General features: G+C 63.1%; 26 protein-coding genes. 10 read left to right on the top strand and 16 right to left on the bottom strand.

The features are described 5' to 3' along the window. Positions 1-334: 334 nt before the first annotated feature. The 6 genes from AC5P9N_RS07545 to AC5P9N_RS07520 all read right to left on the bottom strand — a co-directional run bounded on the left by AC5P9N_RS07545 (position 335) and on the right by AC5P9N_RS07520 (position 5,488). Positions 335-1,846, bottom strand: a complete 1,512-nt coding sequence (locus AC5P9N_RS07545) for a DNA cytosine methyltransferase (protein WP_180863583.1) — start codon at positions 1,844-1,846, stop codon at positions 335-337. A gap of 1,628 nt (positions 1,847-3,474) precedes the next feature. Next, entirely contained in the window at positions 3,475-3,837 is a 363-nt protein-coding gene (locus AC5P9N_RS07540; RefSeq protein ID WP_099484910.1) for a hypothetical protein, read from the bottom strand. Between the two features lie 103 nt (positions 3,838-3,940). Next, entirely contained in the window at positions 3,941-4,309 is a 369-nt protein-coding gene (locus AC5P9N_RS07535; RefSeq protein ID WP_099484909.1) for a hypothetical protein, read from the bottom strand. Positions 4,310-4,762: 453 nt separating this feature from the next. After that, entirely contained in the window at positions 4,763-4,924 is a 162-nt protein-coding gene (locus AC5P9N_RS07530; protein ID WP_239498927.1) for a TonB family protein, read from the bottom strand. Continuing rightward, the gene (locus AC5P9N_RS07525; RefSeq protein WP_239498928.1) at positions 4,924-5,187 is read right to left on the bottom strand and encodes a hypothetical protein; all 264 of its coding nucleotides are present in this window, start codon (positions 5,185-5,187) and stop codon (positions 4,924-4,926) included. The genes AC5P9N_RS07530 and AC5P9N_RS07525 overlap by 1 nt, the downstream gene beginning before the upstream one ends. Positions 5,188-5,278: 91 nt before the next feature. Further along, positions 5,279-5,488 carry a hypothetical protein gene (locus tag AC5P9N_RS07520; RefSeq protein WP_180863584.1) on the bottom strand — a complete coding sequence of 70 codons (210 nt, stop codon included), beginning with the start codon at positions 5,486-5,488 and terminating at the stop codon, positions 5,279-5,281. Positions 5,489-5,687: 199 nt separating this feature from the next. On the opposite strand from AC5P9N_RS07520, the gene AC5P9N_RS07515 reads away from it, so the two are divergent. Further along, a complete protein-coding gene (locus AC5P9N_RS07515; protein ID WP_099484907.1) occupies positions 5,688-6,329 on the top strand; it encodes a DUF1629 domain-containing protein in 642 nt (213 codons plus the stop codon). A gap of 59 nt (positions 6,330-6,388) precedes the next feature. Here AC5P9N_RS07515 and AC5P9N_RS07510 read toward each other — a convergent pair whose 3' ends face one another. Then, entirely contained in the window at positions 6,389-6,559 is a 171-nt protein-coding gene (locus AC5P9N_RS07510; protein WP_158230125.1) for a hypothetical protein, read from the bottom strand. A gap of 179 nt (positions 6,560-6,738) precedes the next feature. Here AC5P9N_RS07510 and AC5P9N_RS07505 point away from each other — a divergent pair, with 179 nt between their 5' ends. Beyond that, on the top strand, positions 6,739-7,377 hold the full coding sequence (locus AC5P9N_RS07505) for a DUF1629 domain-containing protein (RefSeq protein ID WP_099484906.1): 639 nt from the start codon (positions 6,739-6,741) through the stop codon (positions 7,375-7,377). 37 nt (positions 7,378-7,414) lie between these two features. Further along, positions 7,415-10,759 carry an XVIPCD domain-containing protein gene (locus AC5P9N_RS07500; protein WP_199127929.1) on the top strand — a complete coding sequence of 1,115 codons (3,345 nt, stop codon included), beginning with the start codon at positions 7,415-7,417 and terminating at the stop codon, positions 10,757-10,759. Positions 10,760-10,846: 87 nt separating this feature from the next. Here AC5P9N_RS07500 and AC5P9N_RS07495 read toward each other — a convergent pair whose 3' ends face one another. Together AC5P9N_RS07495 and AC5P9N_RS07490 are read right to left on the bottom strand one after the other, a co-directional pair. Further along, positions 10,847-11,566 (bottom strand): hypothetical protein, encoded by a 720-nt coding sequence (locus tag AC5P9N_RS07495; protein WP_099484905.1) that lies wholly within the window; start codon positions 11,564-11,566, stop codon positions 10,847-10,849. A gap of 64 nt (positions 11,567-11,630) precedes the next feature. Beyond that, positions 11,631-12,503 (bottom strand): hypothetical protein, encoded by an 873-nt coding sequence (locus AC5P9N_RS07490; protein WP_099484904.1) that lies wholly within the window; start codon positions 12,501-12,503, stop codon positions 11,631-11,633. Between the two features lie 214 nt (positions 12,504-12,717). On the opposite strand from AC5P9N_RS07490, the gene AC5P9N_RS07485 reads away from it, so the two are divergent. The 3 genes from AC5P9N_RS07485 (at position 12,718) to AC5P9N_RS07475 (ending at position 15,841) form a co-directional block, all read left to right on the top strand. Next, a complete protein-coding gene (locus AC5P9N_RS07485; RefSeq protein ID WP_099484903.1) occupies positions 12,718-13,644 on the top strand; it encodes an XVIPCD domain-containing protein in 927 nt (308 codons plus the stop codon). Between the two features lie 166 nt (positions 13,645-13,810). Next, positions 13,811-14,956, top strand: coding sequence for a YncE family protein (locus AC5P9N_RS07480; RefSeq protein WP_099484902.1), 1,146 nt, complete (start codon positions 13,811-13,813; stop codon positions 14,954-14,956). A 12-nt stretch (positions 14,957-14,968) separates the two neighbouring features. Then, positions 14,969-15,841, top strand: a complete 873-nt coding sequence (locus AC5P9N_RS07475) for a hypothetical protein (protein WP_144435306.1) — start codon at positions 14,969-14,971, stop codon at positions 15,839-15,841. 26 nt (positions 15,842-15,867) lie between these two features. On the opposite strand, the gene AC5P9N_RS07470 is transcribed toward AC5P9N_RS07475, so the two are convergent. Both AC5P9N_RS07470 and AC5P9N_RS07465 read right to left on the bottom strand, forming a co-directional pair. Next, positions 15,868-16,260: an XVIPCD domain-containing protein gene (locus AC5P9N_RS07470; RefSeq protein ID WP_099484900.1), complete on the bottom strand. Its 393-nt coding sequence runs from the start codon at positions 16,258-16,260 to the stop codon at positions 15,868-15,870. A 76-nt stretch (positions 16,261-16,336) separates the two neighbouring features. After that, positions 16,337-16,816 carry a YybH family protein gene (locus AC5P9N_RS07465; protein ID WP_099484899.1) on the bottom strand — a complete coding sequence of 160 codons (480 nt, stop codon included), beginning with the start codon at positions 16,814-16,816 and terminating at the stop codon, positions 16,337-16,339. 221 nt (positions 16,817-17,037) lie between these two features. Here AC5P9N_RS07465 and AC5P9N_RS07460 point away from each other — a divergent pair, with 221 nt between their 5' ends. Continuing rightward, positions 17,038-17,850: an alpha/beta fold hydrolase gene (locus AC5P9N_RS07460; protein WP_099484898.1), complete on the top strand. Its 813-nt coding sequence runs from the start codon at positions 17,038-17,040 to the stop codon at positions 17,848-17,850. A 274-nt stretch (positions 17,851-18,124) separates the two neighbouring features. Here AC5P9N_RS07460 and AC5P9N_RS07455 read toward each other — a convergent pair whose 3' ends face one another. Further along, positions 18,125-18,805, bottom strand: a complete 681-nt coding sequence (locus AC5P9N_RS07455) for a hypothetical protein (protein WP_099484896.1) — start codon at positions 18,803-18,805, stop codon at positions 18,125-18,127. A gap of 133 nt (positions 18,806-18,938) precedes the next feature. Here AC5P9N_RS07455 and AC5P9N_RS07450 point away from each other — a divergent pair, with 133 nt between their 5' ends. Both AC5P9N_RS07450 and AC5P9N_RS07445 read left to right on the top strand, forming a co-directional pair. Continuing rightward, on the top strand, positions 18,939-19,598 hold the full coding sequence (locus AC5P9N_RS07450) for a hypothetical protein (RefSeq protein ID WP_099484895.1): 660 nt from the start codon (positions 18,939-18,941) through the stop codon (positions 19,596-19,598). A gap of 70 nt (positions 19,599-19,668) precedes the next feature. Then, a complete protein-coding gene (locus tag AC5P9N_RS07445) occupies positions 19,669-20,637 on the top strand; it encodes a polysaccharide deacetylase family protein (protein WP_164212759.1) in 969 nt (322 codons plus the stop codon). A gap of 3 nt (positions 20,638-20,640) precedes the next feature. Here the strand turns inward: AC5P9N_RS07445 and AC5P9N_RS07440 are convergent, their stop codons facing one another. The 3 genes from AC5P9N_RS07440 to AC5P9N_RS07430 all read right to left on the bottom strand — a co-directional run bounded on the left by AC5P9N_RS07440 (position 20,641) and on the right by AC5P9N_RS07430 (position 22,419). Continuing rightward, on the bottom strand, positions 20,641-21,483 hold the full coding sequence (locus AC5P9N_RS07440) for a class I SAM-dependent methyltransferase (protein WP_099594729.1): 843 nt from the start codon (positions 21,481-21,483) through the stop codon (positions 20,641-20,643). Between the two features lie 126 nt (positions 21,484-21,609). Further along, a complete protein-coding gene (locus AC5P9N_RS07435) occupies positions 21,610-21,933 on the bottom strand; it encodes a hypothetical protein (protein ID WP_099485299.1) in 324 nt (107 codons plus the stop codon). A 69-nt stretch (positions 21,934-22,002) separates the two neighbouring features. Then, a complete protein-coding gene (locus tag AC5P9N_RS07430; RefSeq protein ID WP_099485298.1) occupies positions 22,003-22,419 on the bottom strand; it encodes a hypothetical protein in 417 nt (138 codons plus the stop codon). Between the two features lie 90 nt (positions 22,420-22,509). On the opposite strand from AC5P9N_RS07430, the gene AC5P9N_RS07425 reads away from it, so the two are divergent. Next, positions 22,510-22,794, top strand: a complete 285-nt coding sequence (locus tag AC5P9N_RS07425) for a hypothetical protein (protein WP_049436996.1) — start codon at positions 22,510-22,512, stop codon at positions 22,792-22,794. An 88-nt stretch (positions 22,795-22,882) separates the two neighbouring features. Here the strand turns inward: AC5P9N_RS07425 and dmeF are convergent, their stop codons facing one another. Then, on the bottom strand, positions 22,883-23,848 hold the full coding sequence (gene dmeF / locus AC5P9N_RS07420; RefSeq protein WP_099485297.1) for a CDF family Co(II)/Ni(II) efflux transporter DmeF: 966 nt from the start codon (positions 23,846-23,848) through the stop codon (positions 22,883-22,885). Between the last annotated feature and the right edge of the window lie 30 nt (positions 23,849-23,878).

Here is a 23,878-nt window from a genome sequence, read left to right as displayed (position 1 = left end):
GCAAAACTCTGTAACTGGCCGCATCGCGCTGTCGACTGCGACGTCACTTAGGGGTTTTCTAGAGCAGGCTCCATGCTCGTCCGGGAATTGTAATTCATCTTCTATTCCAGTTTGAAAATTATCTGATAACTTCACTCCGGCTTCTGCTGTGCCAAGCTCGGTCGCTAGGCTGTTATCCTTTGATCAAACGTTTAAGGGCAATATTCTTGGGTAGATTCGCTAACTTCTCGCTTTCTGGGTTGGCTTGTGGATGACGCCTTTCTGGGGGCGATTATCTGAAGCCGCGCTGCTAGGGTTTCGAGAGCCAAGATCAAATGTGATTGTCGGAATTTACCTACGGCACCAGCGTCGAGTAAACAACGTCGGCAATCTGTCGTGCCATCCACGGCGGGACGGCATTGCCAACTTGACGAAACTGTGCCCCACGTGGACCTTCAAAGAAGTAGTTGTCCGGGAAGGTCTGGAGTCGCGCAGCCTCCCTGACGGAGATACTTCTAAGTTGCGAAGGATCAGGGTGGATGAAGTAGTGGCCATCCTTCTGAAGGTGACTAGTCACTGTGGAGCTTGACTCATCTCGTCGTTGCACCTTGAAGCGGTCGACAAATTTTCCGCTTGTCCAGTTCTCATGATCTGGATGCATGCCTTCAGGGAACTCGCCCGAACCGCGAGGCGATCTACCGTGAACCTTCGTAAACGCAGACGCGTATCCGTAGCGTACTAGATCCATCCACATATGGGGCCGAACCTCATGATTTAGGATGTGACCTAGCCGATCGTCCAAGAGCCAAGATTTAAGGTGCTCGGGAACGCTGTTCATTCCGGTAGTCCACGGTCTAGCTCGACCACCGGCGCCGGCGTCTGATGCAGGTACCAGCTTTGACTGCGCACGTAGTTCCGCGGCCACGCGCAAATCCTCTGTGAGCGCAGCCGCTCGCAGCAGAATTTCCTTGGCAGCATCAGGCCAGCTGTCAACTTCCACATTGGTGATCCCACTTCTGAGGTGTGGCATTTCGCCAATGACGTCACCCACGCTGTACTTAGTCGTCGCACGCTTTATCTGGCGAATCGAGGAAATGTCGATGTCCTCTCTGACTCCGAATAGAACCACACGATGTCGTGCTTGTGGAACACCGAGTTCCTCCGCCTTCAAAATATAATGTCGGCCGTCGTCCCCGTCGAAAAGGTCGGTCTGATCCTCAACCAGCGGAATAATTCGATAGCGCGGTCCGGTACGGCCGCCTGGAGCGCGCAGGTCCGATAGGATGCGAGGGAACATCAGCTCTCCACCAACTTTGGAGGAAAGGATGCCCTTGACGTTCTCCATCACAAAAGCAGCTGGTGCGTACTTCCTGAGAATCTTCAAGTAGTGCTTATAGAGAAAGTGACGAGGGTCCTCTTCAGCCTTATAGCCGGTTACACCCCGATTTCTGGCTCGACCAACCAAAGAGTACGCTTGGCATGGCGGTCCGCCGATGAGGACCCAAGGATCATCTTGCGAGGCAACTCTGCGAATGTGTTCATGCAGAACCTCGTCGTCCTTTGGGTCGCCAAGTTTCAGCTGCTTCGCCTCATGGCCTGCGCGATCCCACGCACCCTTTGTTTTCTCTGTCCATGGGAGGGCTATCCGTCCCGCCACATAGTCGTAGTAGCTTTCTGGAACTTTCTCGGGTGAAAACTGGCGATAGAAGGCGCGCAGACGCAGCGTCTTCGCGGCGTTGGTCTCCATCTCGGCTGAAATGGCTATCCTGAACGGGCGCGACTTTGGGGAGCGGAGTGGGGTGTAGGCAGAGAAGCCTTCGCCAAGCCCACCGGGCCCTGCGAAGATATCGACGACTGGGATGTGCATACCTTGTTTCGCAATTGTAAGTAGGAGCGCAGCTGCGCCCCTCTGATGGCGCCAGGATGTCATGGCGTGGGACACATTTCAATAAGAATGAAGCGTCCCAGAGCAGTTCGCTTGCTTCAACTTTGAGGCCTTACGCAGGATGGTGCGTCGACTCCGCGTTCGATGCGGTCATGCATTGGAAGCGGTATTGACGAACTAGTCTGGAAGTCCGCCTGCTCCAGTGCGGCAGTGGCTGGAAGCGTAGGGGTGTCACCGCAGCGAGCTTTCTCCGGCCGGCCAATTTCCGAAACACACGCAGCTTGGCCAGAGCGCAGGCTCGCATCAGCCCGAGTTGGACAGGGCAACTGATAGCGCTTCCGCCGACGCCGGCAGTTTGTCGCTATGCCGCATCAGTGCTTCAGGGCGTCGTGAAGACGGAATTGGGGCTAGCATTCGGTTCGCGTGCATCTGCGACATTTGATCGGTACAACGAGCATGCCATCGAGCCCCAATGCTTGCATAGTACGGTCATTCGTGAATTGTTTCCTACTGGGTCCGCAAACGGAAATGCCGTGATAGCAGAGGTTCATGCCGCTCGTGCCGCATTCTTAGTTGGCGTGGAAACGTATGGCCACCGGGAACCGGATGAACATAAACCTCCGCGCCAGCGTGCCCTACTTGCGGGGGGCATCAGTCCGATCTCAGTGACTCGAAAGCGTGTATTCCGAGAAGTCAGCGGTTCTCCTGCAGGCAGGCTACGTTGGAAACTAGGCGCTCTTGTGAATCGACTACCCCTAGAGATCGGAGGGATGCGGGCTTGCCCAGTGCTTACCGTTCAAGTGGCTGGAGGCTCGCACTGTTGACAACATTGTCAGTCGAGCGCGTGTAGTCGGCGAACGAGGCGAGCAGGGCAGAATGGCCCGCAACTCTGAATCTCTGTTGCCATTGTTTCCCTGATTACATTTACGAGCGCTCTAGCCCGTCATTCAGAAAGAGACTGGCAGGGTGGTCAGACAAAAGCGCCCGGCTTGCACCACTGGATCGCCGGCGATCGCCGCACCAACTCGAATCGGGCAATAACCGATTCCAGAGCTGTCGCACACGACCTTGCGGTCAATCTGCGACGCTACCCTCGGTCCATAAAACTGGACTAATCCAGGAGTTGGCCGCTGCACTTTGCACCGCCGTATCAGCTTGCGAGTGGTTGCCTCCAATCGCCGCCAGCCCCTAGAAGCACCCGAGCGTAGCTCATCTCTACGGCTACGCCTTCGTCCACATCCAACATCGAATGTCGGCACATCGCTATCCGATCCTCACTAAACCGCACAAGCTTCCCGCTTTCCATTAGCAACCCATCCGGCATGTACTCCCAAGAGTCGCAGCTGATGAACGTCGTCGCCCCTCCGTCCCCATCCCGCACCACGTACCAATCCGGCGTCACCTCACGCACATCGCGCGCTGCCCGGCACAGATCCACCGCATAAAGCGTCAGCCCCTAACGCGGCGTAAGCGCCACACGCCCGGTCAGATCCTGCGCCGGTTAATTCGCAGCCCCCGCGCCACCCACAGACTTCAGCTCAGTAGCATCGGAATGTGGGCCGTACAGAGGAGGTCCAGCGTGGCCTCCCATCCCGCTGTACTCACATTCGCTATACGCGCGCTCGTTCGGTCACAATCCGCCAACTCCAATGCGACATCAGCGACTCAACGCATGGAGCATCAATATCCCTGCCGGCATACAGCACAATCAAAAGCTGCTCCAACGAGTTGTCCACCAGCATCGCGGGTACGCCACGACAAATAACCACGAAGTACCTATCACTCGGATGCCGTGCTTCCTGCACCACGCCCCCACGCGCAAGTCGAACCGCCTCCTCGCGCATGACAGAATACTCAGCGTCGGACACCTTCGGAAACGTCCGCAGTTCAAAGCCAGCTTTGGGTTCATGACAGCTGGCGATCGTCGCAGACAGCGCCGCCAGCAGGGCGGCACCATAGATCACAGGCCTCATTGGACGCCCTGCAGATAGAGAATGGACTAGAAAGAGAACGGTCGGCCAAGAAAAACGCGGGGACGGTCAGCAGCCACGCGACAGATGGCCCGGTCCAACTGGACTACTCCCGCACCTGCAACTGCTCAGTCACCTGCGCAGTCAACGCCAGACACGCCATCTTCAATCCTTCCATAACCCGATCCCCCAGGTACTCCTCGGGCGCGCCATTCTGCCGAGTCCGCTCCGCAGCCAACATCAGCTCGGCCACCACACGCAGCCCTGCCAACGCGCAGTCCGCATCCGCCAGCTGAAGGCAACGCCCAGGCAGTTGATGACGCTCCGGCCAAGGCTGGCCATCCGCGGCCGCACCGGTTTCGATGCGGTGCAGCGTGGCGACGAAGGCGTTGGGATCGACGGACGGTTCGCGCTCGGTTTCGGCGTTGTCCGGATCGTACTGCGCGTGCAGGGAACGGAAGTCCGATGTGTTCATGGCAATGCTCCGTACAGGACAGATAGCAGCGCCACCGATAAAGGCGGCGGACGATGCGTGGTTCGAAAGCCGGACAGTAACCAAGCCGGTGGGTCCGAAGACCCCCACGCACCGCCCGCCATGGAACGCGAACGGATTGCCAGCCGGCGCCACGCAAGGTGACGCCGGCTGACAAGCGCAAAACACAAGGCTACTGAACGGGCTTTCGAACCCCGCGCCACCCTTTTCCGGTGGCACGCCAAGAGATACCCGCACAGCTGCCAAATGCCAAGAAACTGCAGAACCGACGATTGTCAGTCCTGACGCTTTCGGCATTGTCGCACACGGTGTTAAGCCAGCAAGCGATTGCGCTGCAACGGTCTTGAAGGGCTTGGCGCTATTGGCTCCAAGCGAAGGAATGCCCGCAGCCAGGGCCATGGCGTAGGACCAATTGCGACAGATTGGAGCAGCGGTTCAGCCGAGCGGCGCCTCGGCCGTGGGCACGAAGGTCAGACGGACCCGTACCCGTGCATGCAGCGCGACGCCCTCAACCACGACCGGATCAAAGCGCCACTTGTCCACTGCGGTAAGGGCCGCACGATCAAGCTCCCGCAGTCCGCTGGACCGCGCCACCATCACGTTGGAAACGTGGCCAGCTCATTCAGTTGAGCAACCAACAGCACCTGCATGGGAGCCTGCAGGAAGGTATCGGGCGGCGTGGCAGGGGCCGTTGAATACTCAATGGCAGGCGCCTGCTGCAGTTGGAAGGTGGGGTTGTCACCGCGCTCCACGAACACTTCAGTGGAAACCCGTGGATCTGCCGCCATGGCCATGGCAGGTGTAGCGCCCAACAGCATCAGAACGAGGTTCAGTGCCAGGGTGGTGTTGAAGCGGGGCATACGTGGTTTCTATTCCGGTGCGCTGCCAGCATAGCGGCCATCCCCTGGCATCGCCTGCCTTGAATGCCGGCGTGCGGGATTTCTGCGCGGATCACATAGGCGCGCCCGGCTGTGGCCACAGCGCATCATCGCGCTCCAGGTCGTAGTCGTTGCCGAACGCCAGCGCCGCCTCGCGCGGTGGAAGGTCTGCGTAGCAGCCCAGCAGGTACTCATCCATGCCGGCATCGCTATGGTCGACGGCGAACAGGTGGAGGAGCTCCTTGTCGAAGGCTTCCAGCCATGCGGGGTCGATCCTGGTCATGGACATCCTCCGGTGGGGGAGCAGAGGATGGTCTATCGCCATCTCAGAGGGTGCGATTACGGGCAGTACTTCCTTCTCACTCATCACAGGGGCTCATCAGAGGAAGACGCGAACTCATCGCATCTGCGTCGAAACGACCATGCCAAGAGGGGTAAGCTCCATCTGCGGTGTCATTGAAGGGAATCCAGGGACGCAAGCGATGAAGCGAAGCCCCACGCAGGGCCCTCAAGCGGGCCAGTTCTACTTGTTCTCACCAGATCTGGAAAGCAGCCGTCCTTTCCGGGGCGCCGAGGTTGAGAACCTGTCGGTGTTGCTCGATCCACCGCGCATCATTCTGCGCCCGGACAATGGGGGTTTCCCGGCGCTTCGCGAGAAGCCACGCATCGTCTTCGACGCTTCCGAGGGCCCTGAGCCACGTGACCTGGAGGGCGGCTTCAGCGGGTACTGGCTCGTCTCGGAACGGCTGTGGCAGGTGATGAAATCCGTGGATCCGCATGCGTTCGACTTTGTTGAGTGTGATGTCCGCCTGGCCGATGGCACACCTATGCCACGGCGTTTCCTGTGCGACGTGGTGCGTGAACTGGACGCGATAGACGAGGAGCATTCAAGGCTTGATATCGAGATCGATGAGGACTTCGTCAACGGAAAGTTCTATTCGATTGCAGGCGGGGCGAGTCTGGCCATTCGCTCTGAGGTGGTGCGAGATGGGCATGTCTTCCTGACTCCATTCAGCACCTTCGTTATCGTGAGCCGCGAATTTGTTGATGCAGTTCACGCGGCGGGGCTTCCCGCGAATCCTCGGGATAGCGGCATCTCCTTCGTGGACGCTGCGGCAATCTGACCTTAGTGAGCAGACAACTGATGGCAAACCAGTTGCGACGTGTTGAACAGCCGCACGGTTCAGTCAGGCACGCCCGGCTGTAGCCGCTGCCCATCGTCCGGCTCCACGTCGTAGTTGCTGCCGAACACTAGGACTGCCTCGTGCGGTGGAAGGTCCGCGTAGCAGCCCAGCGGGTGGTCGTCCAAGCCGACCTGGCTATTGTCGATGACGACCGAGTGAAGGGCTCCCATTGGACGGGTGATCTAGGTGTAATGGATCTTGTTGTCATCCGATTTCCGGCTGCTGCAGACCGGGTTACAGGAAGTATGCCCATTCAGCACGTATCTTTAGGATTGCGAGTATTTGCTCCGTGAGCGGCCCCCGGTAAGCTGTGTCCAGTGCAGGAATCAGAATGAGATGGAGATAGCGCATGGATTCGACCTCAGCTAATCGCCCCCGGAAGGGGGAGTTCTTTCTCCTTGAGGCCGGTGCAATCAGCGGCCCTGCATGCGGGGTCGTCTTCGAGAATCTGGATCGTCTGCTGTCTCCTCCCCGCATGATCCTGCTACCAGAAGAGGGGGGCATTCCACCACTCCGCGAAGTTCCGCGATTGGCTTTCAATCCCAGCATGGGCGCACCGCCGCGGGATCTGGAGCCGGGATTCAGCGGATACTGGCTCGTCTCGAAACGACTGCATGACGTGATGATTTCCGTTGATCCTCACGCCTTTGCCTTTGCGGAGATTGACTATCGGCTGGAAGATGGCAGGCAAGGCGACCGCCGCTACTTGTGCACTGTGATCCGGGTAGTTGATGCGTTGGACGAAGGTGCTTCCAAGCTCTTTATTGATACCTCCGAAGATTTCATCAACGGGAAGTTCTACGATCTTGGTGGTGGTGCAAGTGTGACGTTTGATCGTGGCGCGCTCGGCCAGGCGCACGTCTTCAAGACACCTTATACAGCCTCTGTCTTTTGCGACCACGTGTTCAAAGACGCAGTGGAAAGCGCTGGCGTGGCTACTGACAATGATGCCGATGGCATGTGGTTTATTGACGCTGCAGATATCTAGCCGCTTTGCAGCTGCTGAGCAGGAAGGAGCCTGATCGATGCCTCGCAACGGACCTGACTTTCAAGACCATCACGCGATCGAGCAGCGTACGCTAGCGCGTAGCCCACTGCTCAGGATGCTCGCCGACTCCGGTCATTTTGATATCCACGCCCCGGAGAATCGGATCTTTCTCCCGGCTGATCCGGCGTTTGCTCAAACGCTGGGAATCACTCCGCACAGTGGTGGCCCTATCGCCGACTATCAGATCGGCCTCCTACAACGTTTGCGTCGCTTGGAGCAGACGTCCGACGGAGTGGCCGCGTTCAACGGAGACGCTGCGGCACAGGCGCGGATTTCCGGGCGGGTAGAGGCACTGCGCGACACGGTACGGGTCGGCCTGATCAATGGTGATCTCTACACCAACGCTCCCTATGGTCTAAAGCCTGACGATATTCGGCCACAGGTTCAGAGCTTCTTCTTCAACGAAGCCCGTTATGGCCAGTTGAACGCTCCCCAGCTTCAACAGCTTAGGAGCTTCACGCCGATCGATAGCGGCTGGGCGGGTGTTACTCATTCGGAGCATCGTGTAGTGGCCACGCTCCGGCACATTCAGTCATCTCCCAATCCGTTAACACGTGGAGGTGGAGCGGAGTTGCAGCGTCAAGGCCTTTCGGAGGCAATCTCCAGCGCCTACCACGGTGGCAGGCTGAGCATATCCTCAGAGGGAGTCCTGATAGTTGAGAATGCTCTGGGTAAGGAAGCGGCAGACCCATTGCGCGTTCCGCAAGGTCAGCGAGGATTTGCAACTACCAGCATCCTCCTCGGCGAAGCCTCCACCAGCCAACTGATCCGCTCCGGCGGCCTGCTCGCATCCGGCGCCGACGCTGTCATTACCGCCCGTCGCACCTCACAGCTGCTGGAAGCGGGCAACGGCACCGCCGCCCAATCCGAGCTCACCCACGCTCTGGCACGCAACGGCGGTGGCTGGATCGGTGGCATGGCCACGGCATCGGTGATCGGCACGTCCAGCTTCGTCCCTGCGGCCATCGTCGCGGGCGATGCGCTGCTGATGAGCAAGGCGTTCGACAAGGGCGCCGATCTGCTCGACAACCGCGCCGTCTACCGGCAGACCGACAAGGCCGATGTCACATGGCAGTTCGATGGCCGCAACTGGCAGCGCCAGGCGGTTATGGACAGCACAGGCGACGGCCTGGGCAATCCGGCTGAGCGCAGTGTGGGCGCCAGTTACGAGAAGGCCCGCGAGCTGGGCGCATACGCCCATGTAAAAGCGGTAGAGCTGGCGCTGGGCAAGGCGCCGCCACCGCAGGATCCTTTCAGCATCCCGGCGCGGGACGGCGAAGGCCGTCTGGACAATCCCAACTGGCACCGCGATGCGCAGACCGAACAGTGGACGCGGCAGGTCAAGATCGGCGTGTCCGGAGCCAACGACCGGGGTGTGTATGAGACGCAGACCGCCAGCCCTGAACGCGCCAGCGAGTTGAACCGCGAGGCGGTGCAGCGCATCGAGAACAACATCGCCAACGGCAAAGCCGCCATTGCCGCCAGCTACCTGGAGACCTACGCCGCTACCCGCGCCAGCGACTTCGTGCCGCTGGTGCCGGAAGCGGTGGAGCAGGCGCGTGCCAGGCCCGACGCCGTCCAGGGCTCGGACAATCAGCTTTACCAGCGCGACGAAGCAGGGCAGTGGAGCCATGCTGGCCAGATCGCGCAGGGCAACATGGCGCTGGAGTTGGAGCTGACCCGCGCCATCCAGCAGCCGTCGCTCGATCAGTTCAACCAGACCATTGCCGCGTTGGACGCGCGGCCGTTGCCGTCTGCGGCGGAAGTGAACCAGAACGAGCTGCGCCACAGCTACTACGCTGCGGGCGTTGCCCTGTCACCGGCGTGGGAGCAGGCCATTGCCCTTGCCACGGCACGCACGCGCGAGCAGCACGGCATTACGGGTCCCACGCTGCAGGAACTGGGACCTGTAGCCGAGGGCAACGCCGGCGCCTCCCGGCCCATCACCCATTACCAGGTAGGCCAAGATGGCGTGGCGCGCGCCGTCGCGACCACCAGCACGCAGGAGCTGCAGGCTGCATGGAATGAGGTGCGGACGCGTGCGAATGAGCAAGCGCCGTTGCCGGACTCGCCCGAGCTGCGCATTGCCGCGCTGTCGGCGGGTGAGCAGGAGGCTTACCGGCAGGCACTGCAGGAGGCCAATCGGCAAGGTGCTGCGCAGGTGGATGCGGGGCAGGCTGCGCGAGCAGCCGCGCAGGCGGCGCATGGCGACAAGCCATCGGAGCAGAGTGGGAACGTAGAAGCGCGGGCTGAAGAGCCGGCGACTGCGCAGCCCATCGCGCCTGCACCGGTTGCGGCGGCGCCGCCAGCGGTAGTGGTCACGCCACCACCTACGCCCGCGGCACAGGACAAGCCCGCGCCTCAGCAGCACGCCGAGCAGCGCGATCCGCCGCGGCGTGAGGCGGAGCCCCAACCTCAGCCCCATCCAAACAGCGAGGCGCCCACCGAAAACCGTACCGCCTCACAGACGCCAGAGCCCGCGGGGCCTACGCAGGCGCCCACGGCCGCACCTGAGCGCGCGACGCCACACGCTGCCACGCCTCTGGCAGCGGCAACGCAGACGGTGCCCACGCAGCGCACAGAGCAGGCATCGGAGCCGGAGCGGATGGCCCCGGTGCCTGCGGTTGCCCCCACCCCAAAGCAGAACATGGCAGTGCAGGAGGTGGAACCGGTGCCCTTCAAGGAGCCGCTGCCTGCTGAGCCCGCGCGCGATCCATGGCCTGTGGAGCAGGAAGCGGCACAACACGTGCCAGAGCCCGAACCGGCTCCATTGGATGACCTCCAGCCCGTCACTACGGCTGTCCCTGTTCCTGCCGAGCCTACGACACCGCCAAGCCCTGAGCCGGCCGTGCCCGGACCGGATGAGGCATCGACCGCGAACCGGGCGCTGCAGGACCCCACGCAGCCCGGCCACCCCGATCACGCGCTGTATCAGCAGATCCGTGAGGGCGTGGAAGCGCTGGACGCAAAGCACGGCCGCAGCTTCGACGAAGTCAGCGAACGCATGACCGCCAGCCTTCTGGTACTGGCCAAGGACAACGATCTGGAACGGGTGGACCATGTGCTGGTGAGCAACGCCACGCGCGAACACCCGGCTGGGCACACGCTGTTCGTGGTGCAGGGTGAGCCCAGCAATCCGGCGCACCAGCGCGCTGCGATGCCGACAGAACTGGCGGCGCAGACATCAGTGGAAGAGTCACTGCAGCAGTTCGACTCTGTCAGCCGTGAAGCGCATCAGCGTGCGCTTGCGAATCAGATGGATCAGCAGCTGGAAGACCAACGGGTGCAGCACGACATACAGATTCGTGCGGCCAGCATGTGATGAGCAAGGCACGCGCTGCACTGGTGACCTGCAGGAAGGACTGACGATGACGCCACGTGGCAATCTTCCGATAGCGGGGGATCGTATTCATCTGTCTCCCCCTCCAAACTGGACCGCGTAGACGCAGGTTCTCGCTGTATCACCTTCATCGGAACGATAGGTCAACAGGCTGGTATCCATATACTGCTTGCCACCGGTGATGGGGCGCCGGTACTGCCTGATGCCCCCTCTCTGAAATGGCACTTCTCCTCCGGTCCTGTATCCGAGGGCTTCGAGGGCTCGTCCGGCACTTTCGGCTTCCCAGTAGCACACGCCATTCGGAGCATCCGTCACTGGCTGCTTGCGCAGCTGATAGAAGATCACCTCTTGGTTGGGGAACTCACGTGCCGACTCAACCGACAGATAAGACGCCCCATAGTTGTAGCCGTTCGTCGTTGCCAGGTCCTTGGCGATGTGCCTGATGCTGACCTTTTCGTCTGGCACGAGCGAGACACCGATCGCCGTGCCGAACTTGTCCGGAGTGATGTCCGCCCTTGACCTGAGCGAATCCGCGTAGGCGAGAATCCGTTTATGCAGCTCGGCCATGGAGATGCGGGCGGGCTGCGTATCTGCGGCAGCGGCACGTTCATTGACGGCAGACGTATCCGTCGATCGCGCGCATGCAGATGTTAGCGTGAGCATGGCTGACAGTCCGAAAAGAGCACCAATGTGAGCCGCGCGCAGCATAGCTCGAGGTAGCTGCGGCCGAAGCAATCTGGTCATGATGACGGAGAGCAAAACCGAAGCCTCCTTCGTTGTGATGCCCATCGGTGAGTCCCTGACGGTGTTGAAGGTACTGTACGACCCGGATGAAGAACGCCGGGATCTCCATTCATTGCGATTGAGCGCGATAGCGGCTCAGAAGATCACGCACTCTGGTTTCCAGGCGTTGCCAGTCGCTCAGCATGACGCGTGCATAGTTCATCTCGATGGCGATGCTGTCGCCCACGTCCACGATGGAATGGCGGCACATTGCGATCTGGCCTTCGCCGGCGCGTTCAAGTGTCTTTCCCTGAACTACAAGTCCGTCAGGAATGCGGTCTGCCGGGTCGCAGCTGATGAACGTTGTCAGTTGGCCCTCCACCGAGCGGGCTACATACCAGTCTGGCTCCATACCCGGGTTGTGCACGTAAGGCCTGCCCAGCGCAGCCTCCGAGTCCTTTGCATAGGCTTCCATCAACGACGGGTCGATCGAATAGGGCGTCAGGCCCCAGCGTTCGGGTTGGGCAACGCGCAGCGCGAGGTTCTCTGCCGGGTCCCTTCGCTCCAGCGATCCCGGCGCGCTGGTGGCTTCACTACTGGACCGACGCGCCAGATAGTTCTGGATGGGAACGCGATCGATGTACCTAAGCTCGACCAGCACCTGCCGCCGGCTGTCCTGCGTGCTGCGTACCGGGCGATCATCAGGAGGCGCTGCATCGAAATCAGGCCAGAACACAGTGAGCATGACGCTGGCATCGGCCAGGGGACCCGTCTGGTTGTAGTAGAGGTTGGCCGGGAACATGAAGCGGTGCGGGCCAAGCCGTGCCTCCACCGGCTGCGTCGTGTAGGTCTGTCCGCCCACCGTGCGTGGGTTGGTTGCGCTTTCGCGCATGGGGGTTCCGTTCGGGTCCTTTTCCGTGGATGGGGCCTTCGCGCAGGCGGTGGTGCTCAGCACGGCCACCAGGGCGAGGGAGGCAAGCCGGCAAGCCGGTGCTCTGCTCATGGGCGATTCCCTTGCATGATCGAAACGACTATAGAACGGTGGAATGGCAAGCTCCAGTCGCTGCGGGCACTTGCTCACGTCCGGGCCCATTACTGCTGGCTGGCTCACACATTCAGCAAGTCGCGATCGGCGTCCTCTCTCCCTCCACCTGACCCCCATCCCACCTATGCCATCATCCGCCCAGGACCGCAGCACCCATCAAGGCTGAACAGGCATGGAGCAGGCAACACGCTACACCGCAACGCTGTACCTGGCCGCGCCCGGCACCCCGCTGAAAAGTGGTGGCATCTCGCCGCGCGGCCATATGTACCTTCAGGTGGCCGCGGGCGATGAGGCCTACAGCTACGGCTTCGCACCGCCGCGCCAGGCGCCGGGCGAAACCCGCACCGGCGTGCAGTACGCACAGGTGCGCCACGACGATGCCGACGAGCATCTGGACCCGTACTACAGCCGCACCCTGGAAATCACCGAGGAGCATTACGGCTGCCTGCGTGATTTCGCCGAGGAACCGGGCGAGTTCGAATTCGATGTGGATCGCCCGGCCACCATCAACCGCTGCAGCGATTTCGTCTGGGCGGCGCTGCATTACGCCGGCCTGCATCCGCTGCCGGCGCCGCTGGACGGCGGCAGCAACCTGGGCGAGTTCGCGGTGTTGTTCAACCTGCCGGAAATCCAGTGCATTGCCGCGCCGTTCCCGGGCAGCGATCTGAATGCCGAAACCCACCATGCGATGCCCGAGCGCGAGGCCGAGCATCATCGCCAGGGCGACCGTGCCAGCGATGAGCCGCCACCGACGCCGATTGAAGTGGCCGGCACGCTGCTGGACCATTCGCATCCAGACCATCGCCTGTTCGCGCAGCTGATCCAGAAAGTGGCCGAGCTGGACGCCGCGCATGGCCGCCCTTTCGATGCGGCCAGCCAGCGCATCAGCGCCAGCCTGCTGGTGCTGGCCAAGCAGAACAATCTCTCCCGCGTGGACCACGTGCTGCTCAGCAGGCCGACCCAAAGCAGCCATGCGGCGGAGAGCATCTTCATCGTGCAGGGGGACCGCAACGACCCGGGGCACCGCCGCGCCAGCATCGCCACCGAAGTGGCGGCCAAGACCGATGTGGCCGATTCGCTGCGGTTGAAGGAGCAGTAACCCGCGCGCCTGCCATACGTGTGCAGGCGCACGTCACGCCCCCCACCTGCTACCATTCCCCCGCAACCCCAGCCAGCCCACCCCGCGCAGACAGATGCGGGGCGGGCCGTCGCAGTACGGCCCAGCGAGCCAGGACACCTTCCCGTGCCCATTCAAGGACGCTCGCATGTTCCGTAATCCTCTCTTCCGCTCGGCCGCCCTGGCCGTTGCCGTTTCGCTCAGCCTCGGCGCGCCCTCGGCGTTCGCCGACAATGCACCCGCCGCCAGTGCCACCGCCGCCGTGCAGCGCCAGGCCGTGGCGAAGGGTCTGTACGAGCTGGCCTACAGCCCGAAGCAGAACGCCGTGTTCGTGGCCTCCTCCGGCGGCTTCGGCGATGACGCCGGCCCGGCCCAGGTGCTGCGCTTGAACCCGACCACGCTGGCCGTGGAAACCCGCATCCCGCTGGAGCGCAAGGCGTTTGGTGTGGTGCTGGATGACGCCCACAACCGCCTGTACGTGGGCAACACCGTGGACCTGTCGGTGACCGTGGTCGACACCGCGCAGAACAAGGCCGTCGGCACCATCCAGCTGATGGAGAAGAAGACCGGCAAGGACGGCAAGGCCGCCTACACCCACGACCTGCGCGAGCTGGTGGTCGACAGCGCGGCCAACCGCCTGTACGTGACCGGCCACAGCAGCCAGCCGGACGTGAGCAGCGTGCTGTTCGTGATCGATACGAACACGCTGAAGGTGATCAACACCATCGACGGCCTGGGCAATGCCAAGGCGCCGGGCCTGGCGCTGGATGCCGCCAACAAGCGCGTTTACACCAGCAACCTGCTGGCCGACCTGGTGGTGGTGGGCACGGATTCGAACAAGGTGGTGGCGCAGCACAAGATCGCCGCCGAGCAGCCGATGAACATCGCGCTGGACCCGGCCGGCAAGCGCCTGTTCGTGACCGACCAGGGCTCGGAATTCCTGCGTGGCTACCAGGCCAAGAGCAGCGGCCTGGTCAGCAAGCATCCGGGCCAGCGCGTGCTGGTGCTCGACCGCAGCACCGGCAAGGAACTGGCCAGCATCCCGACCGACGCCGGCCCGCTGGGCATCCTGCTGGATGCACCGCGCAAGCGCCTGTACGTGACCAGCCGCGAAGCCGGTACGGTGACGGCCTACAACAGTGACAGCTACCAGAAGGTGGCCACCTACACCGTGCCGACCCACCCGAACAGCCTGGCGCTGGATGCGAAGAACAACGTGCTGTTCGTGAGCATCAAGAACGGCGAGAAGGATGACAAGGGCGCTGACGAGAGCGTGGCGCGGATTCAGTTGTAAGGAGTCGAACGAGTGGCCACTGTGGACTTGATCCACAGTGGTCAACAAATGGATGAACCTGCAGAATGCTGGCCGCTCCTACTGGGTCAGGAAAACATGGAAATTCTTGCGCGCACTGTTGATCGCCTCAGAGCGCTGAATCTGGAGAAAAAATTCTACCTGCTCGGAGCATCACTGCTGGCGGTCTGGATTTTCGAGGTGGTAAGAACCGGGAATCAGTACAGCTTCCAGGCTGCTCTTGTCCTTGGCTATACATTGATGGCGCTGGGGTTGATGACCTGGCTTATCCCAGTCCTTCAGGGTGCATGGAGGTATGGCTATGTACGCAGGCTGATGCTGATGCTGCACTTGGGGGTTATTCTTGTGGCGGCCATGATCGCGCGAAACATCATGACTAGCGCAACCGGTCTCCCGGGGCAGGATTTCGTCATGGCTACCGGAGCGCTAGCGCTTCCGCTTTACATATTTGTTTGGCTGACGCTGGCAATGTTGCTTGTAGGCTTGGCGACCGTTGTCTGGCAAATCACGTTGGGATTGGTGGCGCTCGGAGTGCCACTTCTGGCGATGCTGATCCCTTCTGTCGGCCGGCGTGTAAAGAATAGATTGGAAGGGAAGAAGAACATCGCACTGGCACGGCTTCTGGGCGTAGTTGGATTGTTCGGCGGGCTTCTTGTCTCAAGTCAACAGTTGAGGGATTTTCAACCCGAGCTTGAGCGGGTAGGGCTTTGGATTGCGTACTATGGCGATTATCAAGCAGCCGACAAGTATCCGGGCTTGCCCGCCGACGATCGCACGCTGATGCACGCCAACGGTGTTTACTCTGTGGCGAGACGTCAGCCGGGCGGCGTTATCTCTATTGAGGTCCATTACTGGAAAATGCCGTAAATCGTGAAGATAGCTTCAGAGAAGCATCACCCCATCCGCGGCGCGGGATTCTGCATTTCCTGCGCCTGCACCTCGACCTGCGGCTGCACACCCAGCCCCAACTTCTGCATCGACTGCTCCACCGGCGTCTGCGCCGCCACAGCCGTCGGCATCATCGCGCGCAGGTGCGCCGGATTGGCCGGGTCGCCCTGCACGACGAAGACGTTGTGCCCGGCCGGATGATTGGCCGTGGCGTTGCTGACCAGCACGTGGTCGACCTGCTGCAGGCCCTGCTCGCGGGCGAGCACGGTCAGGCTGGCGGTCAGACGCTCGCTGGTCTGGTCGAACGGGCGGCCATGCTGCGCGTCCAGGGCGGCCACGCCCTGGCGGATCTGCTGGTTGAGGCCGTACTCGGGATGGTTGGGGGAGATCTCTGCCATGGGGCGATCTGCAGCGGTAGGTCGTGACGGACCTGGGAAGTATAGAACCGGCCCGTGAACCACCGCATCGTGGCGATCAGTCCGCCGACCGATGGTCATAGCTGATCACCCGCTCGGCCAACCAGCGCCCGTCCACGCGACGCCAGACCTGGATGAAGCGGGCCTGGCCCACCCAGCGCTCCACGCCGTCCTTGCCGCGTTCATGGAAGCGGTGGTCGCCGATTTCCAGCGCCCGCTCGTCGTGTAGCGGGAACACCTGCAACGAAGGCTCCACCCGCTCGCGGCGCAGGCTCCAGCCGCCCTTGCGCGCATTGCTGCACATGTTGGCCACGCTGCGGCGGAAGTCCTCGCGGCTGCTGGCCGACTTGCCATCCTTGTCATGGAAGAACTCCATGTCCTGGGTAGTCATCGCGGCGGCCTTGTCGGCATCGCAGGCCTCGAAGGCGGCGGCGAACAGCTGGGTGTCGGCCTGGCGGATCTGCTCGCGCAGGTCATCGGAGGGCGCGGGGGCGGCGGCGAGGCCGGCGGCCAGCAGGGGCAGGGTGAGCAGCAGCATGGCGAGGCTCCAGGGCGGGATTCATGCAGGCTCGCACGGCGCTCCGAGGGCCGCAGCGGCCCTGCGACGAAACGGGATTTCCAGGGAGTGAATGCCCGCATCTATGGATTGGCCGGGGGGCGTGCCCTGTGCAGGCGGTGTCATGGCGGCCGGCGATTCCATCACAGTCGCGATAGGAGCCGGCCCATAGCCTGAAATCCTCCCCTTCCACAGGAGCTCCCATGCCTGCTTCCCGCGTCCGCCTGCACATTGAAGACACCGGTGGCGACGGCCGCCCGGTCATTCTGATTCACGGTTGGCCGCTATCCGCCGACGCATGGAAGACGCAGGTGTCGATCCTGCGCGACGCGCAGCACCGGGTGATCAGCTACGACCGGCGTGGCTTCGGTCGTTCCGACAAGCCGGCAGAAGGTTACGACTACGACACGCTGGCGGCGGATCTGGCTGGGGTGATCGAGGAGCGTGGCCTGCGCGACGTCACTCTGGTCGGCTTCTCGATGGGCGGCGGTGAGGTGGCACGTTACGTGGCCAACCATGGCCAGGATCGTCTGCACAGTGTGGTGTTTGCAGCAGCGGTACCGCCGTATCTGCTGCGCGGCGAGGACAACCCGGAAGGTCCGCTCACACGGGGCAAGGCCGACGAAATGCGCAGCGGTCTGGAGAAGGATCGCGAGGCGTTCTTCGATGGCTTCACTCGCGATTTCTTCAGTGCCAATGGCAAGCTGATGGTGACCGAGGATGAGCGCCAGGCCGCAATCTCGCTTTGCCATCAATCCGACCAGACGGCGGCGCTGGGTTGCATGCAGGCGTTCGCCACCACCGACTTCCGCGAAGACCTGAAGAAGATCACGGTGCCAACCTTGATCCTGCACGGTGACAGCGATGCCATCGTGCCGTTTGAAGGCTCGGGCAAGCGCACGCACCGGGCCATTCCGGGCAGCGAAGTGGTGATCCTGGAAGGCGCGCCACATGGGTGCAATACCAGCCATGCGGACCACTTCAATCTGGCACTGCTGAACTTCCTGAAACGGTAAGCTGCGGCCATGCGCGAACCGAAAATGCCACCGTGGAAGAAGCCCAACCCGAAGGGCCAGACCTCGCAGCCGCTGTCACCTGCGCAGAAAGAGGCGGCGAGGCAGCGTGCTGAAGAGAACGGGCGGCGCTACCCTAACCTGGTCGACAACATGTGGGCCGCGAAGCTGCCGCGGGGACCCTGATCTGTAGAGTCGAGCCGTGCTCGACCCCGCACGGTGCCCATCCACGCATGGCGTGGATCTACTGCAACAGCAGCCTGGCCTGGTCCGGCATCTACATACCGTCCAGCGGCGTCCAGCCGGGTTCCAGCCAGGGTGAGATCTCGCTCTGGCGGACGGTGATGGCCTCAACTGGCAGCCCAGCTAAGCGCGCAAGCTCTGCACGCAGCACATCGGCATCCACCGGCAGGGCCGCAGCCACCTGCAGCCGATCTCCCTGATGCCTCACTTGTACCGGTAGCGTGGCGCGCGCGTCATGCTGGCCGCCGGTGCGCCCGATCGGGTAGCGCATTGTTACCGGCCGTGACAGCTGCGCCAGTGCGGGCTGCCACGCCTGCAGCACGAGAGGCTGCCCGGCAGCGGGAACATGTACTTCTGCAATCGTGGCCGGGTAGCCGGTGATGCTCTCGACCATGACCTGGAAGCGCGCGCCATCCGGCATGACCAGCACGGCGGCAATCAATGCGGAGAACGAGACGAACACCGCCGCGAGGTTCCAGCTGCGCGGCGCGGTGGCCGGGCGCGTTGCGGTGCGCAGGCCCGGTCTGCGCCGCAGCTTGCGCGCATGGATGCGCCGGTCCTTCCTGCGCGGGCTGCTGCTGTGCTCGGGCAGGTTCAAGGGCACCCGTGGAAGGCGCGCCACGCGGACCTTGTTCAGGCGCGACAGCAGCATCCACGCGATCACGAATGCCAGCAGCGGAAGCAGCATTCGCACCCACAGATACAGCGTGACCATCCACAACACCTCTACATGCGACCATCCATGCTCATCCACATCCTACCGGGACCACGCTGCGGTTGTCGTATCCGCCAGCCGACAAGCACAGGGCGCTTGGTTAGGATGGTCCTTTGTTGTCACGGATGAACCGATGGTCTCTACCGCTACCCGCTTCTGTCGTATCTGTGGTCCTGGCCCGATCCTGCTGGCACTGCAGGTGGTGGCGCTGCTGGCGGTAGCCCTTGCAGCCGGCTTCTTCCACTACCGCGTGGGACTGCTGCTGGAGCCGGTGGATGACGCATGCGGTGGGCCTGACCCTGTCGCGCGCATGCAGGTGGCCGAACAGCTGCTGGCGCGGTCCACTGCGCTTGCACCATGGCAACCGTTGCAGTGGATTCCGATGGCAGGCGTGGCACTGGCGCTGCTGGGCGCGATGTCGATCAGCGTCTACCGCCTGGGGCGTCTGTCCGAACGCCTGCGACGCGCCAACTGGGGGGTGATGGCCCTGCACGCCGCGATCCTGGCGCTGGCCCTCAGGGCATTGCACCTGTACGACATGGCGTGGACCAGCGTAGCCAAGCTGTCCCCGGCGGCCTGCCTGATTGAACTGGGCGAGCAGGGCCGGCTGCCGCTGGCACAGGCGCAGCAGGTGGTGTTCGAGATCCTCACCCATGAGCATGCGCCGCTGCTGCGCAATCCCGATGACCTTGCCCTGGTGCTGGTCGCGTTGATGCTGGTGGCAATGGCTGCAGGATTCATGCTGTGGCGGGCAATCGTGCGCGAACGTCAGGTGCAGTCGCACAGCGCATAACGGATGTGTGACCAACCACGCGCCCGCAATCGCGCTACAGTCTGCGCTTCGCTCCTGCAAGGATGTGCTGATGCGTTGGTTGCTGCGTGCTGTGCCGTTGCTGCTGTGTTCGTTGGCGGTACACGCCGCTGAAGTGGATCGCCGGATCGCGGTGACCATCGACGACCTGCCCTGGGCGCGGGTGGACGAGATCGTTCCGCCGGATCTTCAGTCGCGGCACGAAGCGCTGATGGCGCAGCTGCATCAGGCAGACGTGCCGGTGGTCGGCTTCGTCAACGAGAACAAGCTTGAGATCGATGGGCAGGTGCCGCCGGCGCGGGTGAAGATGTTGCGCGACTGGCTGGACGCCGGCTATGTGCTGGGCAACCACACCTACTCGCACATGGACCTGAACGCCAAGGGCGTGCCTGCGTTCCAGCAGGATTTCCTGCGTGGCGAGGCGGTGCTGCGGCCGTTGCTGGCCGAGCGCGGGCTGAAGCCGCAGTGGATGCGTCACCCCTATCTGCGTGCCGGGCGCACGCCGGAAGAACGCGCGGAGATGGACGTGTTCTTCAAGCAGCATGGCTACCGCGTGGCACCGGTGACGGTCGACAACGGCGAGTGGGTGTGGGCGTTCGCCTATGCCAACGTGATGAACGAGCAGCCGGATTCCCCGGCGCGCGAGGCGACGCTGGCGCAGCTGCGCAAGGGCTATGTGCCGTACATGCTGAACAAGCTGGACTACTACGAGAAGCAGTCCCAGGCGCTGCTGGGCTACGCGCTGCCGCAGGTCTGGCTGATGCATGCGAACGAACTCAATGCAGCCACGTTCGCCGAACTGGTGGCGGCGACGAAGCGCCGCGGCTATCGCTTCATCTCACTGGATGAGGCGATGCGTGACCCGGCCTATGCACGTGGCGCCGAGGGCTACAGCGGCCGTTACGGCCCGAGCTGGCTGCACCGCTGGGCGATGGCGGAGAACAAGCCGAAGGACTTCTACGCCGGTGAACCGGTGGTGCCGAAGTGGGTGATGACGCTGGCGAAGGTGGATTCGGAGTGAGGCTCAGCGCTTGACGGCCAGCACGCCGTCAAGCGCCAGCTCGGCCTTGAAGCCGGCCTTTTCCAGGCGCTTGGCCACTTCGCGCGGCACATCGCGGCCGCTGGTCAGCTTGTTCGGCGCGCCGGTGTAATGGAACAGCCGGCCGCCCTTGCGGATGACGCGGGCGAGGTGGTCGTAGAACACCTGCGAGTACAGTTCGCCGGCGATGCCGAAGCGCGGCGGGTCGTGCAGGATCGCGTCGACGCTGCTGCTGGCCACCTGTTCGATCTGCTGCGAGACATCGCCGTGGCTGAACTGCAGGCGGCCACCGGCCGCAGCCGATTCCGGATCCGGTGACCACGGGTTGAGCGTGCGCAGCCACATCACGTCGGCATTCTTCTCGAACGAACGGATCTGGCCGACACCGGCCTCCAACGCGCAGGCGGCGAAGTAGCCCAGGCCGCCGCAGGTATCGAGGATGACCTTGCCGGCCGGGGCGACCAACTCCACCTTGCGACGCGCGTCCTCGAACGGTGACAGCTTGGAGGTCGGCAGCATCTTGATGCCGTCGATCTCGAAGGTCGGTGCGCCCCATTCGGTCGGCACCAGCTTGATCAGCGAACCGCTGTAGCGCGAGATTGGCGCGAAGTCCTCGCCGTCCCAGTAGTACAGCGTGCGGTCCTTCAGCTTGCCCGGCCAAGGGAAGAGCTGGCCACGGAAGTGGAAGCCGTCGGCATCCAGCGCCACGTTGTCCTCGCTGCGGCCGAGGTCGAGCGAACCCTGCCAGTCGGCAGCGCCCTTGTCATGGGCACGGTGCAGGGTGTCGGCGCTGTCGCGGGTCAGCAGGGGGCCGGTGTAGTGGGGCACGGCGGGTACCGGGGCGGTTTGGGGGAGGGCATGGTACCGCAGCTTCTACCGGGGCCCGGGGGGCTGCTGCAGTAGATCCACGCCATGCGTGGATGAAGACGGCAGCGGCCGAGCATCGGCTCGGCGCTACCGCTGGCGGGTGCAGCTGAAACCGTGCGTGGTTCCTTCCCCCGAGAGCATGCCGACGCCACGCGAGGGCTGCATGCCCTGCAGCGCGCACGATCGACGGTGGACCTCCTGGGTTTCCGGTGGCTGCCGATCAAAGTCGTAGCGCAGGCTGCCGTCTTCCTGCAGCAGCCAATGCACGGTAACGCGCTCGTGGCGACCATCACCGAGATCCCAGTCCAGGGTGCGCATGATCAGGGTCTGGCCATCGGGCAGCTGCCGGACTTCGTCATAGGCACCCTGGGTCTTCGGCGCGCTTACCGCAAGCAGCAGAAACAGCAGCATTGGCATCGCTCCTCAAAGAAGACAGGATGCGCCCATATTGCCCTGAGTCGCCATCAGAATCATTGCGTCTTACGGGCACTTCACCGCATACACCGGCCCAGCACCGATCAGCATCAACGCCATGTAGTCACTATCGCTGGCCTTGCCCTTCAACGTCGCGTCCTTGTTGAAGTGGAAGATGCCGAAGCCGCCGGCCATGCGGATCAGCGCGCTGTCGATCTGCTCGGCGTCATCGCGGAAGTAGCGGCTGATCTCGCTGCGGGTGGCCTTGTGCAGGGCATTCGGCTCGCGCTGCCACTGGTCGCCGCGGCTGAAGGAGACGAAGTACTGGCCGCCTTCCCTGTCGATGCGGAAGTCGGCCGTTTTCCGCGCGCCGGTGGCGAAGCAGCCCTGCAACGGATCGGCGCTGAAAGGAAGCCCGGCATCACCACTGCAGGCGGTGAGCAGCAGGAGAGCACCGGGCAGCAGCAGGCGGAGCGTGCGCATGGGATGTCCCTACAAGGCAGGTGCGGCTAGTGTAGGCAGCATGCGGGCACGGCCCGTACAGAAATTCGGCAAGAACACAGGGGTTTTCGGATGGCGCAGGGTAAGGCACCGTGGTGCGGCGTGGCCAGTTGGCTGGGGATCGCTGTGGGTTGGGGCGCCGGTACATTGGCTGCGCAGGCGGCGGTGGCCGCGGGCGGCAATGGCATGGCTGCGGGATTGGGCGTGGGTGTGCTGGGCGCGGCGCTGGTGGGCTGCGGCTTGGCGGTGGCCTCGCGCGTGCGTGGTGAGCGCTGGCCGTGGATCGGTATTGGCGGTGCGGTGCTGAGCGCGCTGCCGCTGCTGATGTACCTGCTGCGGATGATGTTGAAGCTCTAGCGGTAGTGCCGGCCGCTGGCCGGCAACGCTGGATTGTTTCCGGAGCCCATGAGGTTGCCGGCCAGCGGCCGGCACTACCGGATGCGGGTCAGGCGCTGCGGTGGATCTCCACTGTCACATGCACCAGCTCTTCATGGATCGCCAGTGCGTTGCGTACGGTATCGGCATCCAGACGGGCGTCGCTGGTAACCACGCTGGCGCTGACCGCGTACTTGCCGCGGCCCACCTGCCAGACGTGCAGGTCGGCCAGGCGCGCCGGCCACGGGCCCTGTTCGATCACCTCGCGCACTTCGGCCACCACCGGTGCGTCCATCTGCGCGTCCAGCAGGATGCGGCCGCTGTCGCGCAGCAGGCCCACCGCCCACACCGTGACCAGCACGGCGCCGACCAGACCCATCACCGGGTCCAGCCAGGTCAGGCCCAGCAGCTTGCCGCCGAGCAGGGCGACGATGGCCAGCACCGAAGTGGCGGCGTCGGCCAGCACGTGCACGTAGGCCGAGCGCAGATTGAGGTCGTGACCGTGCGCGTGGCCGTGATCGTGGTCATGCCCGTGATGATGGCCATGCTCATGCCCGTGGTGGTGATGCGCGTGGCCCGGGCTGTCGTGCAGCCACCATGCGCAGAGCAGGTTCACGCCCAGGCCCACCGCAGCGATGGCGATGGCTTCGTTGTAGTGGATCGGTGCCGGTACCCACAGCCGCTGCAGTGACTGCACGGCCATCAGCGCGGCGACGCCAAGCAGGGCGATGGCGCTGGTATAGCCAGCCAGGATCTCGATCTTCCAGGTGCCGAAGGCGAAGCGCGGATCGTGCGCGTAGCGGCGCGCGCAGCGGTAGGCGAACACCGCAAGGCCCAGCGCCAGCGCGTGCGAACTCATGTGCCAACCATCGGCGAGCACGGCCATGGAGTTGAACCACCAGCCGCCGACGATCTCCACCAGCATCATGCCGACGGTGAGCCACAGGGCGCGGCGGGTATTGCGTTCGGCCAGTGGGTTGCCGTCGTCGAAGCGGTGTTCGTGGCGGCGGGCGGCGGCGAGGGCGTCCAGATGCATGGGAAGACCATGGGGTGGAAGGATACCCCC

The organism is Stenotrophomonas sp. YJH_SMC_6, assembly GCF_059371335.1.
This window is presented reverse-complemented; position numbering and strand designations above follow the sequence as displayed.

Coding starts and splice junctions, on each gene's coding strand:
- AC5P9N_RS07465 (WP_099484899.1), bottom strand. CDS start 16,816: ATGCTGCTGCTCACCCTGCCCCTGCTGGCCGCCGGCCTCGCCGCCGCC.
- AC5P9N_RS07505 (WP_099484906.1), top strand. CDS start 6,739: ATGGATTCGACCTCAGCTAATCGCCCCCGGAAGGGGGAGTTCTTTCTC.
- AC5P9N_RS07425 (WP_049436996.1), top strand. CDS start 22,510: ATGGCGCAGGGTAAGGCACCGTGGTGCGGCGTGGCCAGTTGGCTGGGG.
- AC5P9N_RS07460 (WP_099484898.1), top strand. CDS start 17,038: ATGCCTGCTTCCCGCGTCCGCCTGCACATTGAAGACACCGGTGGCGAC.
- AC5P9N_RS07470 (WP_099484900.1), bottom strand. CDS start 16,260: ATGGCAGAGATCTCCCCCAACCATCCCGAGTACGGCCTCAACCAGCAG.
- AC5P9N_RS07510 (WP_158230125.1), bottom strand. CDS start 6,559: ATGGGAGCCCTTCACTCGGTCGTCATCGACAATAGCCAGGTCGGCTTG.
- AC5P9N_RS07500 (WP_199127929.1), top strand. CDS start 7,415: ATGCCTCGCAACGGACCTGACTTTCAAGACCATCACGCGATCGAGCAG.
- AC5P9N_RS07430 (WP_099485298.1), bottom strand. CDS start 22,419: ATGCGCACGCTCCGCCTGCTGCTGCCCGGTGCTCTCCTGCTGCTCACC.
- AC5P9N_RS07450 (WP_099484895.1), top strand. CDS start 18,939: ATGGTCTCTACCGCTACCCGCTTCTGTCGTATCTGTGGTCCTGGCCCG.
- AC5P9N_RS07435 (WP_099485299.1), bottom strand. CDS start 21,933: ATGCTGCTGTTTCTGCTGCTTGCGGTAAGCGCGCCGAAGACCCAGGGT.
- AC5P9N_RS07515 (WP_099484907.1), top strand. CDS start 5,688: ATGAAGCGAAGCCCCACGCAGGGCCCTCAAGCGGGCCAGTTCTACTTG.
- AC5P9N_RS07535 (WP_099484909.1), bottom strand. CDS start 4,309: ATGAACACATCGGACTTCCGTTCCCTGCACGCGCAGTACGATCCGGAC.
- AC5P9N_RS07490 (WP_099484904.1), bottom strand. CDS start 12,503: ATGAGCAGAGCACCGGCTTGCCGGCTTGCCTCCCTCGCCCTGGTGGCC.
- AC5P9N_RS07485 (WP_099484903.1), top strand. CDS start 12,718: ATGGAGCAGGCAACACGCTACACCGCAACGCTGTACCTGGCCGCGCCC.
- AC5P9N_RS07540 (WP_099484910.1), bottom strand. CDS start 3,837: ATGAGGCCTGTGATCTATGGTGCCGCCCTGCTGGCGGCGCTGTCTGCG.
- AC5P9N_RS07455 (WP_099484896.1), bottom strand. CDS start 18,805: ATGGTCACGCTGTATCTGTGGGTGCGAATGCTGCTTCCGCTGCTGGCA.
- AC5P9N_RS07545 (WP_180863583.1), bottom strand. CDS start 1,846: ATGCACATCCCAGTCGTCGATATCTTCGCAGGGCCCGGTGGGCTTGGC.
- dmeF (WP_099485297.1), bottom strand. CDS start 23,848: ATGCATCTGGACGCCCTCGCCGCCGCCCGCCGCCACGAACACCGCTTC.
- AC5P9N_RS07525 (WP_239498928.1), bottom strand. CDS start 5,187: ATGCCCCGCTTCAACACCACCCTGGCACTGAACCTCGTTCTGATGCTG.
- AC5P9N_RS07495 (WP_099484905.1), bottom strand. CDS start 11,566: ATGGGCATCACAACGAAGGAGGCTTCGGTTTTGCTCTCCGTCATCATG.
- AC5P9N_RS07445 (WP_164212759.1), top strand. CDS start 19,669: ATGCGTTGGTTGCTGCGTGCTGTGCCGTTGCTGCTGTGTTCGTTGGCG.
- AC5P9N_RS07480 (WP_099484902.1), top strand. CDS start 13,811: ATGTTCCGTAATCCTCTCTTCCGCTCGGCCGCCCTGGCCGTTGCCGTT.
- AC5P9N_RS07520 (WP_180863584.1), bottom strand. CDS start 5,488: ATGACCAGGATCGACCCCGCATGGCTGGAAGCCTTCGACAAGGAGCTC.
- AC5P9N_RS07530 (WP_239498927.1), bottom strand. CDS start 4,924: ATGGTGGCGCGGTCCAGCGGACTGCGGGAGCTTGATCGTGCGGCCCTT.